Raw genomic sequence first — 13327 nt, 5'->3', positions numbered from 1 at the left:
CGTGAAAGTTCATATTAAAGACTTTATCCACTACGCCGTTGTTGAACGGGGGCTTTCCCACAACACGGTTGTGAGCTATGAACGGGATTTGAATAGCTACGCCGCCTATTTAGAGGAACAGGAGCAGCTGAGCTCTTTTGACCAGGTGACAAGGCTTACCATCATCCAGTTTTTAAAGCATTTAAAAGACGCCGGAAAATCCGGTAAGACGATTGCGAGGCATCTCGCTTCCATCCGCAGCTTTCACCAGTTTCTGCTGAGGGAAAAAGTAACAGCCCAGGACCCGTCCGTCCATATTGAGTCACAAAAAACGGAACGGACGCTCCCGAAGGTGCTGTCATTACAGGAAGTCGAAACGCTTCTGGATACGCCGAAGCTGACGGGGCCGTTCGGCTACCGCGATAAAGCGATGCTGGAATTACTGTATGCGACAGGAATCCGCGTCAGCGAGATGATCGCATTAAAGCTGTCTGATGTCCATTTATCGATGGGCTTTATCCGCTGCTTCGGGAAAGGAAGAAAGGAGCGGATCGTTCCGCTCGGCGAAGCGGCGTCACATGCGGTCGGCGAATATCTGTCAAAAGCGAGGGGAAAGCTTTTGAAAAAAAATTCCGAAGACGCCCTGTTTCTGAATCACCACGGCAGACAGATGAGCCGGCAGGGGTTTTGGAAAAATTTAAAGAAAATCGCCTTGGAAGCGGGAATTAATAAAGAGCTGACGCCGCATACACTGAGGCACTCATTCGCCACACACCTGCTCGAAAACGGAGCCGATCTCCGGGCCGTTCAGGAAATGCTCGGACACGCCGACATTTCGACGACGCAAATTTATACACATGTGACGAAAACAAGGCTGAAAGACGTATATAAGCAATACCATCCCCGTGCATAGCCTAAAAGAACAGGCGAAAGCACGGTTTTTCATGTTGAGTGAGCAGCAAATTGCGGGAAGTTTCTCACTATTCCCGTTCGTATTGTCAACTGTTGTGTAAACGGTTTATACTTGGCTAATAGCGGTATTTTGGTTTTTTTATGCCAAGCGTGACAGCCTACAGCTGACAGAAAGAAAAAAAGGAGGCCGACAAATGCCTGCATTTGATTACAACCGCGTATTTTTAATTGTGATGGATTCCGTTGGAATCGGCGAGGCGCCTGATGCCGATCAATTTAATGACAAAGGCGCAGATACATTGGGCCATATTGCTGAACACATGGGAGGCATCCGCCTGCCGAACATGTCGAAGCTCGGACTCAGCAACATCCGAGAAATCAAAGGTGTCGAAAAGGCAGAAGAGCCGCTTGCCTATTACGGCAAAATGAAAGAAGCTTCAAACGGAAAAGATACGATGACTGGTCATTGGGAGATAATGGGACTTTACATAGACAAACCTTTCCAGGTGTTTCCCGAAGGTTTTCCGGACGAATTGATCAATGAACTTGAACAGAAGTCCGGAAGAAAAGTGATTGGAAACAAACCTGCATCAGGCACTGCGATTTTGGATGAGCTCGGTGCGGAGCATATGGAAACCGGCGCGCTGATCGTCTACACCTCAGCGGACTCCGTTCTGCAGATTGCCGCACACGAAGAAGTCGTACCTCTAGAGGAATTGTACAAAATCTGCGAGATCGCGCGCGAGCTTACGCTTGACGAGAAATATATGGTCGGACGCGTCATTGCGAGGCCGTTTGTCGGCAAGCCGGGCGAATTTAAACGGACGCCGAACCGGCATGATTATGCACTGAAGCCGTTTGACAGAACCGTAATGAATGAATTGAAAGATGACAGCTATGATGTGATTGCGATCGGCAAAATCTCCGATATCTACGACGGCGAGGGCATTACGGAATCGCTTAGAACGAAATCGAATATGGACGGGATGGACAAGCTGGTGCAAACGCTTGACAAAGATTTTACAGGAATCAGCTTTGTAAACCTCGTGGACTTTGACGCGCTGTTCGGGCACCGCCGCGATCCTGAAGGATACGGAAAAGCGCTCGAGGAATTCGACGCGCGCCTTCCTGAAGTATTTGAAAAGATGCGTGAAGACGATCTGCTCATCATTACCGCCGACCACGGCAATGATCCGGTTCACCATGGCACAGACCATACAAGGGAGTACGTGCCGCTTCTTGTATACAGCAAAAAGCACGAAAAGCCCGGTGCGCTTCCGCTCGCAGATACATTCGCGGACATCGGCGCGACGATTGCCGACAACTTTAAAACGAATATGCCAAAGTACGGAAAAAGCTTTTTATCCCTGCTGAAATAGGAGGAAACGACGTGAAACAGATGATTGCAAATGCCGCAGACTATATTAAAAGCAAAACAGAAATCAAACCGGCGGTCGGCCTGATTTTGGGATCGGGCCTTGGCGTGCTTGCTGATGAGATAAAAGACGCCGTTCGCATTAAATATGAAGACATCCCGGATTTTCCTGTTTCCACTGTTGAAGGGCATGCCGGACAGCTTGTCATCGGCAGACTTGAAAATGTGCAAGTCGTCGCGATGCAAGGGCGTTTTCATTTTTACGAAGGATATTCAATGGACAAGGTAACCTTCCCGGTACGTGTCATGAAAGAACTCGGGATCGAGACTTTAATTGTGACCAATGCCGCAGGCGGCGTCAATGAATCGTTCCGTCCCGGCGATTTGATGATCATATCCGATCATATCAATTATATGGGAACGAATCCGCTGATCGGGCCGAACGATTCCTCGCTGGGTGTCAGATTCCCTGACATGTCATCCGCATATGATAAGGAACTGCGCCTCTTGGCGAAAAAAACAGCCGAAGAATTGAACATCAGTGTACAAGAAGGGGTTTACACAGCCGTCACAGGACCTACATACGAAACGCCTGCCGAAGTGCGCTTCCTCAGAACGATCGGATCGGATGCTGTCGGCATGTCGACGGTTCCGGAAGTCATCGTGGCAAAACATGCGGGCCTTCGCGTGCTCGGCATTTCGTGTATATCAAACGCGGCAGCCGGAATCCTCGATCAGCCGCTCTCCCATGACGAAGTGATCGAAGTCACCGAAAAAGTAAAAGCCGACTTTTTGCGGTTTGTTAAAGCGGCCGTCGCCAAAATTGGCTAAAACCGCCGCGAAGTTGAAATGTGAGCCAATGCAAGTTCAAATAAGAACCTGCATTGGCTCTTTCTTTTTGCCTGATGAGAAATTTTTTCCAATCAATCCGTATAAATCCAACTGGATTGGAAAAAATAGAGAGGATTACGAAATGGAGGTCTGGGTGATGAAACGTCATTTATCCAAATTGCTGATTTTTACGATAATCCTGATGACTGCGCCGCCGGCGTTTGCAAAAGAGAGCGAAAAGAAACCGTCGGAGCTTGCTGATGACGCAAAATCTGCCGTTTTAATCGAGCGGGATACCGGTAAGGTGATGTATGACAAGAACAGCCGTGAAAAGCTTCCCCCGGCCAGCATGACAAAAGTGATGACCATGCTGTTGATCATGGAAGCTCTTGATGAAGGCAAGATCAAAATGAAAGACAAAGTCAGAACAAGCGAGTATGCCGCTTCAATGGGGGGATCGCAAATTTTCCTTGAGCCCGGCGAAGAAATGACGGTTGAAGATATGCTGAAAGGGATCGCCATCGGATCGGGTAATGATGCCTCTGTGGCAATGGCAGAGCATATTGCCGGATCTGAAGAGGAATTTGTCAAAAGAATGAATGAAAAAGCCGCTGAGCTCGGCCTCAAGGATACATCTTTTCAAAATACGACAGGTCTGCCTGAAGAAGGCCATTACAGCACAGCCTATGACATGGCACTCATGGCGAAAGAGCTTTTAAAATATGAAAACATCACGAAATTTACGGGAACATATGAAGACTATCTGAGAGAAAACAGTGATAAAAAATTCTGGCTCGTCAACACAAACCGCCTCATCAAATTTTATCCCGGCGTTGACGGAGTCAAGACCGGCTTTACAAATGAAGCAAAGTACTGCCTGACAGCTTCAGCGAAAAAAGGAAACATGCGCGTCATCGCTGTCGTTTTTGGTGCCAGTACGCCAAAAGAACGAAATGCCCAAATCACAAAAATGCTTGATTTTGCATTCAGCCAATATGAAACGCATCCGATGTATAAACGCAATGAAATCATTTCCGATTTGAAGGTCAATAAAGGCCATGAGCAAAAAATAAACCTTGTCACATCGGAACCGATTTCCCTTTTGACGAAAAAAGGCGAAAATATCGAAGCTGTTAAAAAAGAAATCAAACAGAAGGAAGATATCCAGGCCCCTGTCAAAAAAGGCACAGAGCTTGGGACGCTCGTATTGAAAAAGGACGGAAAGGTTCTCGCTGAAAGCCCTCTTGTCGCGGAAAAAGACATGGATAAAGCAGGGATGTGGACGATGTTCAAGCGGACGATGACCCACTGGACGAAGTGGAGTGAATAATGCCGAACGGTCACTAGTTTTGTCACGGTGAAGGAATTTATAAAGTCTGAAGCGAAACACTCATTATCCGATTTAAACCAAGGAGGAATGAGGATGAGCCTCGGAATCGATATTCACGTCAAAGAATCCGTACTATGCATTCGGTTGACAGGTGAACTCGATCACCATACAGCAGAAACCTTGAGAAAACAAGTCAGTGACCATCTGGAACAATCCGGCATTCGCCATATTGTCATGAATCTTGCAGACCTTTCGTTTATGGACAGTTCAGGACTTGGCGTCGTGCTCGGCAGATATAAGGAGATTAAACAGCTCGGCGGAGAAATGATCGTCTGCGCCATTTCTCCTGCTGTCAAACGTTTATTTGATATGTCCGGGCTGTTTAAAATCATTCGCCTTGAGCAATCAGAGCAGCGTGCACTTGAAACGTTGGGGGTGGCGTCATGAAAAATGAAATGAATATCCAGTTCACGGCACTCAGCCAAAACGAATCGTTTGCACGGGTGACAGTCGCTGCTTTTATCGCTCAGCTCGACCCGACGATGGATGAACTGACCGAAATTAAAACGGTCGTATCCGAAGCGGTCACAAACGCGATCATACACGGTTATGAAAACTCAGGGCAGGGAGACGTATACATTTCCGTCACCCTTCATGATCATATCGTCTACTTAACGATTCGTGACGAAGGAGTCGGCATCCCTGATCTTGAGGAAGCGCGCCAGCCCCTGTTCACGACAAAGCCTGAACTCGAGCGGTCGGGAATGGGCTTTACGATCATGGAAAATTTCATGGATGATATCTCGATCGACTCCTCACCTGAGATGGGAACCACAATACACTTAACAAAGCACTTATCAAAAAGCAAAGCGCTTTGCAATTAAGGGAGATTTGTTATGGATGTGGAGGTTAAAAAAGAAAACCAGAACACTCAGCTTAAAGACCATGAAGTGAAAGAACTGATTAAAAACAGCCAGAACGGCGATCAAAAAGCAAGGGACCTCCTCATAGAAAAAAACATGCGTCTTGTTTGGTCTGTCGTTCAGCGTTTTTTGAACAGAGGCTATGAGCCTGATGACCTCTTTCAAATCGGCTGCATCGGCCTCTTGAAGTCGGTGGACAAATTCGATCTTTCCTATGACGTTCGGTTTTCCACCTACGCCGTCCCGATGATTATTGGCGAGATTCAGCGGTTTATCAGAGATGACGGAACCGTCAAAGTGAGCCGCTCGCTGAAAGAACTCGGCAACAAAATCCGGCGGGCAAAAGACGAGCTTTCCAAGTCAAACGGACGGATTCCGACCGTTCAGGAAATCGCCGATTATCTCGAAATCAGTTCGGAAGAAGTCGTGATGGCTCAGGAAGCGGTCCGCTCTCCCTCATCCATTCATGAAACGGTTTACGAAAACGACGGAGACCCGATTACACTTCTGGATCAAATCGCCGATCAGTCGGAAGAGAAGTGGTTCGATAAAATCGCTTTGAAGGAAGCCATCAAGGATTTGGATGAACGGGAAAAGCTGATTGTTTATTTAAGGTATTACAAAGACAAGACGCAATCTGAAGTTGCCGACCGCCTCGGCATATCCCAGGTGCAAGTGTCGAGGCTTGAAAAAAAGATTTTAAAGCAAATCAAAAACCAGATGGATCAATTTGAAAGCTGAGGCTGCTCGGATGTCTAATGAAAAACCGGAACGCTCCAAAAAAGAGTGTTCCGGTTTTTTTGTGGTAATTTATGGTCTTTTGCCGCTTGCTGAATGATAAATGGGATGTACTTCATACTACAACTATAACCATCATATAGGAAGTGACCCAGATGGAACGTCAAGTTTTTATCAGACTCCGCCACCGGCTTGAGGCCGATCCCGATGAATTGATTCTGCTCGGCCATATCGCACAGGTAGCGGGCGACCGCCGATACAAAGAAAAGCTTGAACGGCTGCCTATTTATCAGGTCAGCAAAGCGGATCAAAGCATGGTGGTGTTGGACGTGATGAAGGTGATCGAAGCTGTACATAAATCGTTTCCTGACCTTGACGTCCAAACCGTCGGCGGTTCCGAAACAATCGTGGAGATCCAATATCCGAAAAGGGGGCTGTCTCCCGTACTGTTCGTCGGCGTCTGGCTGCTCCTGTTCGTCGGTGCCGGCCTTGCTGTCATGAACTTTCATGAAGATGTCAGCATGAGGGACGTACACATCTTGCTTTACGAAATGGTGACGGGCAAGGAGAACCGCTATCCATACCTTTTGCAGATTCCGTACAGCATCGGTCTCGGTCTCGGCATGATTTTGTTTTTTAATCATTTATTTAAAAAACGGTTTAACGAGGAGCCGAGCCCTCTGGAGGTCGAGATGTTTAAATATCAGCTTGATTTGGACCATTATGTGGCATTGCACGAAAACAAAGAAACGACAAAGGATATTCATGATCATTAGCGTGATCTTTATCATCTTTCTCGGACTCGCAGGAGGGATTGCGGTTGGATCTGGATTTGTCGCTTTTCTTACCGTGCTTGGCATTATACCGAGACTGACTCAGCTGACGAAAACGCAAGGGTTTATCCAGGCGTATGAATGGGCTGTCATTCTGGGCGCGGTGTTCGGAGGATGGGAATCGCTGAACATGTCCCGCTTTTTTTTATCCAAATGGCTGCTTGTTCCGATCGGCCTTTTTGCGGGCGTTTTCATCGGAATGCTTGCAGCGGCGCTGACAGAAGTGTTGAACGTGCTTCCGATACTGGCGAAACGCATCGGTATGGGGGACAGGATTTTGATTCTTTTAATGGCCATTGTGTTCGGGAAGATCCTTGGCTCGATGTTTCAATGGCTCATTTTTGTTCATTTGTCATAAAAGGAGGAATATGATGTCAAGTTTGAAAGATAATTACCAATCGAAAGTCAAAGCTTATCAGCCTACGCCGCCTTATGTCCTGAACTGTATCAAGGCTTTTCTTGTCGGCGGTCTGATCTGTACGATCGGCCAGGCTCTCCAGAATTTTTATATGGCCGTATTCCACTTTGATGAAAAAACAGCTGGAAACCCGACGGTTGCTACGCTCATCTTAATCTCCGCTCTGTTAACAGGCCTTGGCGTCTACGACAGAATCGGCCAGTTTGCCGGCGCTGGTTCCGCCGTTCCGGTTACAGGGTTCGCCAACAGTATGACGAGTGCAGCCCTTGAGCATAAAAGCGAAGGCTATGTTCTCGGCGTGGGGACAAACATGTTCAAGCTTGCCGGAAACGTCATCGTGTTCGGCGTTGTGGCCGCTTATATTGTGGGAATGATCCGCTTTGCCTTTGACAAGTTGTTTTAGGAGGAAAACATCATGAAATTAACTGGAAAACAAACATGGGAGTTCGAGAACCCGCTGTTTGTTAACTCGAGCGGAACAGCGGTTGGACCTAAAGAAAAAGAAGGTCCGCTTGGACACTTATTTGACAAAACCTATGATGAAATGCACTGCAACCAGAAAAACTGGGAGATGGCAGAGCGCAAGCTGATGGAGGATGCGGTTCAGACTGCGTTATCAAAACAAAATCTTAAAAAGGAAGACATCGATATCTTTTTGGCAGGCGATCTGCTCAACCAAAACGTGACAGCCAACTATGTGGCGAGGCATTTGAAAATTCCTTTTCTTTGCTTATTTGGAGCATGCTCGACATCAATGGAATCGATCGCGATCAGTTCGGCATTGATTGACGGAGGTTTCGCAAAGCGTGCCCTAGCGGCAACCAGCAGTCATAATGCTACTGCTGAAAGGCAGTTTCGCTACCCGACGGAATACGGCGGCCAAAAGCCGGGAACCGCTACATCCACAGTGACCGGAAGCGGAGCAGTCGTCCTCAGTCAGCAGCCAGGCGGCATCAAAATCAGCAGTGCAACCGTCGGAAGAGTTATCGACTTGGGGATTACCGATTCGCAGGATATGGGGTCGGCGATGGCCCCCGCTGCGGCGGATACGATCAAGCAGCATTTAAAGGATCTGGGACGCACCCCTGATGATTACGATTTAATTTTAACCGGCGACCTTTCAGGTGTCGGCAGCCCGATTTTGAAGGATTTGTTAAAAGAGGAAGGAATCAATGTCGGGACAAAACATAATGACTGCGGACTGATGATCTATACGCCTGACCAGCAGGTTTTTGCAGGCGGAAGCGGATGTGCTTGTTCCGCTGTCGTCACCTTTGGCCACATTTTTAAAGAAATTGAAGCGGGAAGGCTGAACAGAGTGCTTGTTGTAGCGACAGGCGCCCTTTTAAGCCCGACGATCGTCCAGCAAAAAGAATCGATACCATGCATTGCCCATGGCGTCGTATTTGAACGGGCCGAAGGGGGGAACGCTTAAGATGGAATATGTCATTGCTTTTATTGCAGGAGGATTGATTTGCGTCATCGGCCAGCTTTTGCTTGATATCTTTAAAATGACGCCGGCTCATGTCATGTCAACTTTTGTCGTATCAGGAGCGATCCTTGACGGTTTCGGCCTTTACGACCGTTTTATCGAATTTGCCGGTGCCGGGGCTACAGTCCCGATTGTCAGCTTCGGCCATTCTCTTTTGCACGGCGCGATGCACCAGGCTGAGGAACATGGCTTTATCGGAATCGGCATGGGGATATTCGAACTGACATCTGCCGGTGTATCTGCCGCTATCTTGTTTGCTTTTCTTGTTGCCGTGATTTTTAAACCGAAAGGATAAAGGATAATGCCAGCAAAACGCAAGATCATTTTGGTCACAGACGGCGATATATACGCTGCAAAAGCAATCGAATATGCGGCAAGAAAAACGGGCGGCCGCTGTATTTCCCAATCGGCGGGGAATCCAAGCATTAAAACGGGACCGGAGCTTGTATCCATGATCCTAGAAACCCCTCATGATCCTGTATTCGTCATGTTTGATGATTCCGGACTTCAAGGCGAAGGGCCGGGAGAGACAGCGATGAAATATGTAGCGATGCATGCCGATATCGAGGTGCTCGGGGTCATCGCCGTCGCTTCAAAAACTCATTATGCAGAGTGGACAAGGATCGATGTATCAATCGATGCGGAAGGTGAACTGACGGAATTCGGCGTCGATAAACACGGGGTCAAAGAGCTCGATGTCAAACGAATGAACGGTGACACGGTCTATTGCCTTGATCAGCTGGATGTTCCGATCATCGTCGGAATCGGTGATATCGGTAAAATGAACAGAAAAGACGATGTGGAAAAAGGGTCGCCGATTACAATGAAAGCGGTCGAGCTCATTTTAGAAAGGAGCGGGTATCATGAGTGCTCAAAAGCAAGAGAAGACGAACGTATTCCTTGATCCTTCTAAGAATGAAGCGTATTTCAAGAAGCGGGTCGGCATGGGAGAAAGCTTTGACCTTGGCGTACGCAAGGTCTTTATCCTCGGCCATGAAGTTCAGCTTTATTATGTCAACGGGTTGTGCGACACCCAATACATCATTCACCTGTTAAGGGAACTGGTCCATCTCAATGATAAAGAAAAAGAGTCGGGCGAGGTCGAAGACATTGTCGAAAACAGGCTTTTGAACCAGCAGGTTTCAAAAGCAGAAACGCTTGATGAAGCGGTGGACCAAGTGCTGTCGGGACTGGTTGCCATCATCGTCGAAGATGCGGGATTTGCATTTATCATTGATGTCAGAAGCTATCCGGGCAGAACGCCGGAAGAGCCTGATACAGAAAAAGTCGTACGCGGTGCAAGAGACGGGCTCGTCGAGAACATCATCGTCAACACAGCCCTGATCAGACGCCGGATCAGAGATGAACGCCTGCGCTATAAAATGCTTCATATCGGTGAACGCTCCAAAACAGACATCTGCCTTTGCTATTTGGAAGATGTTGCAGATCCCGATCTTGTTGAAGTATTAAAAAAAGAAATTGAAAATGTGAAGATCGACGGACTGCCGATGTCGGATAAATCGGTAGAGGAATTCATTGTCGGCCAAGGCTTCAATCCGTTTCCGCTTGTCAGGTTTACGGAAAGGGCAGACGTAGCCGCAAGCCATATTTTAGAGGGGCATGTCATCGTGATCGTCGATACGTCGCCAAGCGTCATCATTACGCCGACGACCTTGTTTCACCATGTACAGCATGCTGAGGAATACAGACAGACACCGGCTGTTGGGACGTTTTTAAGGTGGGTGCGGTTTTTCGGTATTTTGGCCTCCACCTTTTTGCTGCCGCTTTGGCTATTGTTTGTCATTCAGCCGTCGCTCTTGCCTGATCATTTATCGTTTATCGGTTTAAACAAAGACACTCATATCCCGATTATCATGCAGATTTTCCTGGCGGATCTCGGCGTCGAATTTTTAAGAATGGCCGCCATTCATACGCCGACGGCGCTTTCGACTGCAATGGGCCTGATCGCTGCCGTATTGATCGGCGATATCGCGATCAATGTCGGCTTGTTTTCTCCCGAAGTCATTTTATACGTTTCCCTCTCGGCAATCGGAGCGTACACGACACCAAGCTACGAGCTGAGTCTGGCGAATAAAATGGTGAAGCTGTTTATGCTGATATTGGTGGCGCTTTTTAAAGTGGAGGGATTTGTCATCGGATTAACGATCTTAACTATAGTGATGACTTCGATCAGATCATTGCGGACGCCTTACTTATGGCCTCTCCTCCCGTTCAACGGAAAAGCGTTTTGGCATGTTCTCGTGCGCACTTCCGTTCCCGGGGGAAAAGTCAGGCCGAGCATCGTTCATCCGCGAAACCGCTCCAGACAGCCGTGAAGACGGTATTCCAAGAGGCTTTTCCCCGGGGAAAAGCCTCTTTTTCAGTAATCGAATTCAGGTCTTTGGGTCCCGATACCTCTGTATTCGTTCGCAGAGATCGCGACTGCCCGGAGGCTGCAGATGTTGTTCTGTCTTCTGATCGGATAGACGACATACAGCATTTCGCGGCCGGACGGGTCAAACGTTGACGAATGAAGGAAAACCTCGGTTCCTCTCCGCCAAAATCTCGTATTCGCCGGAGCTGTAATAATCTGCCCTTCATAAGGCTCGTAAATTCGCTGTTCATGATGTACAGCCGGCTGATAAGAGCCGTATACATCTTCCGGTGTATAGCCTGGAGCCGGGGTGTAGGGGTAACGGTTTGGATACATATGATAACCTCTTTCCCACTTCGTTTTTTTAGGTTTCATCTTTAAGATTATATTCAGGTAAATGCCTATTTGTATGGGCGATAATCTCGATTTTTCAGCTCTTTTTTTAACTGAATGGACGTTATGTATGCCTATTTCTATCAAGTGCTGTTTTCTGTTATTCTATAATCAATAGAATGGATTGGTTTTTTAGGGGATTATTCCCTTTGTAAATCAAGAAAATTTGGACAAATGGTGGTTTAGTTTTTAAAACGAAATGTTATAATACAACATAAGAATCGCACTATCATGAAGCCGGAAGATGCATCGGGCAGCAATCGGACCGCCCCTTGCACCTTTGTAGATAGAGAAAGAGGGAATGACAATTGTTTTTACATGGTACTAGCAGACGAAATGAAAGTGGACACCTCGAAATCGGCGGTGTCGATGTTCTATCATTGGCAGAAAGATATGGAACACCTCTTTATGTATACGATGTCGCGCTGATAAGAGAGCGCGCCCGAAAATTCCAGAAGGCATTCAGGGAAGCCGGTTTAAAAGCGCAGGTAGCGTATGCAAGCAAGGCGTTTTCAGCGGTCGCCATGATTCAGCTTGCCGAACAAGAGGGGCTGTCTCTGGATGTGGTATCGGGAGGAGAGCTTTTTACTGCGATCAAAGCAGGGTTCCCCGCTGAACGGATTCATTTTCACGGAAACAATAAGAGCCCTGAAGAACTAGCCATGGCTCTGGAGCATCAAATCGGCTGCATCGTGCTCGATAACTTTCACGAGATCGCCATTGCAGAAAAGCTTTGCAAGCAATCAGGACAAACTGTAGACGTTTTGCTCAGAATCACACCGGGAGTTGAAGCGCACACGCATGATTATATTACGACGGGACAGGAAGATTCGAAATTCGGTTTTGATCTGCACAATGGGCAGGTCGAACAAGCCATCGAACAAGTCCTTCGCTCATCTGCGTTTAAGCTCCTCGGCGTGCACTGCCACATCGGTTCGCAAATTTTTGATACGGCAGGATTTGTTCTTGCGGCAGACAAGATCTTTGAAAAGCTCGCTGAATGGAGGGAGACTTACTCATTCATTCCGGAAGTGCTCAATCTCGGCGGGGGCTTCGGCATCCGCTATACAAAAGACGACGAGCCGCTCGCTGCCGATGTCTATGTTGAAAAAATCATCGAGGCGGTCAAAGCAAATGCCGAGCATTTCGGCTTTGACATCCCTGAGATTTGGATCGAACCGGGCAGGTCTCTCGTCGGAGATGCGGGAACCACGCTGTACACGACCGGTTCGCAAAAAGAGGTGCCGGGCATTCGCAAATATGTGGCTGTTGACGGTGGCATGAGCGATAATATCAGGCCGGCGCTTTATGAGGCAAAATATGAAGCGGCCGTCGCCAACAGGATGAACGATGCTTGTCATGATACCGTATCAATCGCAGGAAAATGCTGTGAAAGCGGAGATATGCTGATTTGGGATTTGGAAATCCCCGAAGTTCGTGACGGAGATGTGCTCGCCGTTTTCTGCACCGGTGCATACGGCTACAGCATGGCCAACAACTACAACCGCATTCCGCGCCCGGCCGTCGTTTTTGTCGAGGATGGAGAAGCGCAGCTCGTCATTCAGAGAGAGACGTATGAGGATATCGTCAAGCTGGATCTGCCGCTGAAATCGAAAGTAAAACAATAAAAAAATGGAGATTCCCTCAAGGGGGTCTCCATTTTTTTATTCAAAAAGAATTTTTTCCCGTTTGCCGCATGAAGAATATTTCCCGGCTATCGGGCGGTGTT

At 47.8% G+C, this 13327-nt stretch carries 16 protein-coding genes; 15 read left to right on the top strand and 1 reads right to left on the bottom strand.

Going from position 1 to position 13327, the window contains the following annotated elements:
• The first annotated feature begins 1 nt into the window (after position 1).
• From xerD to M1D67_RS13000, 14 genes are all read left to right on the top strand, one after another.
• Positions 2 to 892, top strand: a complete 891-nt coding sequence (xerD, locus tag M1D67_RS13065) for a site-specific tyrosine recombinase XerD (protein ID WP_023855928.1) — start codon at positions 2 to 4, stop codon at positions 890 to 892.
• Positions 893 to 1085: 193 nt separating this feature from the next.
• The gene (deoB, locus tag M1D67_RS13060; protein WP_479831328.1) at positions 1086 to 2270 is read left to right on the top strand and encodes a phosphopentomutase; all 1185 of its coding nucleotides are present in this window, start codon (positions 1086 to 1088) and stop codon (positions 2268 to 2270) included.
• Positions 2271 to 2290: 20 nt separating this feature from the next.
• On the top strand, positions 2291 to 3097 hold the full coding sequence (locus tag M1D67_RS13055; protein ID WP_031304985.1) for a purine-nucleoside phosphorylase: 807 nt from the start codon (positions 2291 to 2293) through the stop codon (positions 3095 to 3097).
• A gap of 157 nt (positions 3098 to 3254) precedes the next feature.
• Positions 3255 to 4427, top strand: a complete 1173-nt coding sequence (locus M1D67_RS13050) for a D-alanyl-D-alanine carboxypeptidase family protein (protein WP_020452034.1) — start codon at positions 3255 to 3257, stop codon at positions 4425 to 4427.
• A 93-nt stretch (positions 4428 to 4520) separates the two neighbouring features.
• Entirely contained in the window at positions 4521 to 4874 is a 354-nt protein-coding gene (gene spoIIAA / locus M1D67_RS13045; protein ID WP_020452033.1) for an anti-sigma F factor antagonist, read from the top strand.
• On the top strand, positions 4871 to 5311 hold the full coding sequence (gene spoIIAB / locus M1D67_RS13040; protein ID WP_020452032.1) for an anti-sigma F factor: 441 nt from the start codon (positions 4871 to 4873) through the stop codon (positions 5309 to 5311). The genes spoIIAA and spoIIAB overlap by 4 nt, the downstream gene beginning before the upstream one ends.
• Positions 5312 to 5323: 12 nt before the next feature.
• Positions 5324 to 6091 carry an RNA polymerase sporulation sigma factor SigF gene (sigF, locus tag M1D67_RS13035; protein ID WP_020452031.1) on the top strand — a complete coding sequence of 256 codons (768 nt, stop codon included), beginning with the start codon at positions 5324 to 5326 and terminating at the stop codon, positions 6089 to 6091.
• A 152-nt stretch (positions 6092 to 6243) separates the two neighbouring features.
• Complete coding sequence (locus M1D67_RS13030) at positions 6244 to 6864, top strand: stage V sporulation protein AA (RefSeq protein WP_020452030.1); 621 nt, start codon at positions 6244 to 6246, stop codon at positions 6862 to 6864.
• Positions 6854 to 7279: a stage V sporulation protein AB gene (locus tag M1D67_RS13025; RefSeq protein ID WP_025811211.1), complete on the top strand. Its 426-nt coding sequence runs from the start codon at positions 6854 to 6856 to the stop codon at positions 7277 to 7279. The genes M1D67_RS13030 and M1D67_RS13025 overlap by 11 nt, the downstream gene beginning before the upstream one ends.
• Positions 7280 to 7292: 13 nt before the next feature.
• Positions 7293 to 7742 (top strand): stage V sporulation protein AC, encoded by a 450-nt coding sequence (gene spoVAC / locus M1D67_RS13020; protein WP_020452028.1) that lies wholly within the window; start codon positions 7293 to 7295, stop codon positions 7740 to 7742.
• 12 nt (positions 7743 to 7754) lie between these two features.
• Positions 7755 to 8774: a stage V sporulation protein AD gene (gene spoVAD / locus M1D67_RS13015; RefSeq protein WP_479831327.1), complete on the top strand. Its 1020-nt coding sequence runs from the start codon at positions 7755 to 7757 to the stop codon at positions 8772 to 8774.
• A 1-nt stretch (position 8775) separates the two neighbouring features.
• Entirely contained in the window at positions 8776 to 9126 is a 351-nt protein-coding gene (spoVAE, locus tag M1D67_RS13010) for a stage V sporulation protein AE (protein ID WP_020452026.1), read from the top strand.
• Between the two features lie 6 nt (positions 9127 to 9132).
• Positions 9133 to 9735: a stage V sporulation protein SpoVABEA gene (spoVAEA, locus tag M1D67_RS13005; protein WP_479831326.1), complete on the top strand. Its 603-nt coding sequence runs from the start codon at positions 9133 to 9135 to the stop codon at positions 9733 to 9735.
• On the top strand, positions 9695 to 11167 hold the full coding sequence (locus tag M1D67_RS13000; RefSeq protein ID WP_020452024.1) for a spore germination protein: 1473 nt from the start codon (positions 9695 to 9697) through the stop codon (positions 11165 to 11167). The genes spoVAEA and M1D67_RS13000 overlap by 41 nt, the downstream gene beginning before the upstream one ends.
• Before the next feature lie 44 nt (positions 11168 to 11211).
• Here M1D67_RS13000 and M1D67_RS12995 read toward each other — a convergent pair whose 3' ends face one another.
• Entirely contained in the window at positions 11212 to 11541 is a 330-nt protein-coding gene (locus tag M1D67_RS12995; RefSeq protein WP_023857499.1) for a hypothetical protein, read from the bottom strand.
• Positions 11542 to 11906: 365 nt separating this feature from the next.
• Between M1D67_RS12995 and lysA the strand changes: the two genes are divergently transcribed.
• Positions 11907 to 13226: a diaminopimelate decarboxylase gene (lysA, locus tag M1D67_RS12990; RefSeq protein WP_195536653.1), complete on the top strand. Its 1320-nt coding sequence runs from the start codon at positions 11907 to 11909 to the stop codon at positions 13224 to 13226.
• The last annotated feature ends 101 nt before the right edge of the window (positions 13227 to 13327 follow it).

The organism is Bacillus sp. PK6-025, assembly GCF_056530265.1.
Note: the sequence above shows the minus strand (reverse complement) of the source record. Positions and strands in the feature narration are given on the sequence as shown.